This window comes from Halomonas sp. SpR1, from assembly GCF_031010175.1.
Lineage (GTDB): Bacteria > Pseudomonadota > Gammaproteobacteria > Pseudomonadales > Halomonadaceae > Vreelandella.
Genome location: NZ_JAUAMB010000090.1, coordinates 1 through 773 on the forward strand (window position 1 = coordinate 1; position 773 = coordinate 773).

Annotated in this window: 2 tRNA genes and 2 rRNA genes; all 4 read right to left on the bottom strand. The window is 48.6% G+C overall.

From position 1 onward, the window contains the following. Positions 1-105 (bottom strand): 23S ribosomal RNA (locus QT231_RS24235); the annotation flags it as partial. A gap of 236 nt (positions 106-341) precedes the next feature. Beyond that, positions 342-417: transfer RNA gene (locus QT231_RS24240), tRNA-Ala, on the bottom strand. A 116-nt stretch (positions 418-533) separates the two neighbouring features. Further along, positions 534-610 (bottom strand) — tRNA-Ile (locus QT231_RS24245). A gap of 84 nt (positions 611-694) precedes the next feature. Further along, positions 695-773: ribosomal RNA gene (locus QT231_RS24250) — 16S ribosomal RNA — on the bottom strand; the annotation flags it as partial.

Here is a 773-nt window from a genome sequence, read left to right on the forward strand (position 1 = left end):
GGGTCACAGGTTGTTGCCACCTCACCGAACCTTATCGCAGGCTACCACGTCTTTCATCGCCTCTGGCTGCCTAGGCATCCACCGTGTGCGCTTCATTGCTTGACCCTATAACCCGAAGGAGTCTGGATGTCGCAATGATAACGTTCTATTTTGCCGGATACGCTTGAGACGTATCACAATTTAAGACCACTTCTTGCGAAGTGTTCTTGTCAGCATGATATACATTGTTAAAGAGCAGCTGTTCAATGAACAGTGATAAAGCGATGCTAAAAAACAGCGACTTATCAATGGTCACGAAACATTCACAAACGGTATTTAAGGTAAAAGAAAGTAGTACGTAATGGTGGAGCCAAGCGGGATCGAACCGCTGACCTCCTGCGTGCAAGGCAGGCGCTCTCCCAGCTGAGCTATGGCCCCATCTAGTCACTCTTAGTCACACTCACCTCTGGCCAATTTTATTTAGCGCAAGGCATTTTATGACGACGCATAGCCTGCTATGCGAGTTATAAAATAACGCAGCGATAGATAAAATTTGGTGGGTCTGGGCAGACTTGAACTGCCGACCTCACCCTTATCAGGGGTGCGCTCTAACCAACTGAGCTACAGACCCAAGAGGGGATCGTGCTTAAACCGTTTGCTCTATTACTTGATCAGGTAATTCATTGTGGACGCTTACTAACCGTGACGCATCGTTTAAGGAGGTGATCCAGCCGCAGGTTCCCCTACGGCTACCTTGTTACGACTTCACCCCAGTCATGAACCACACCGTGGTG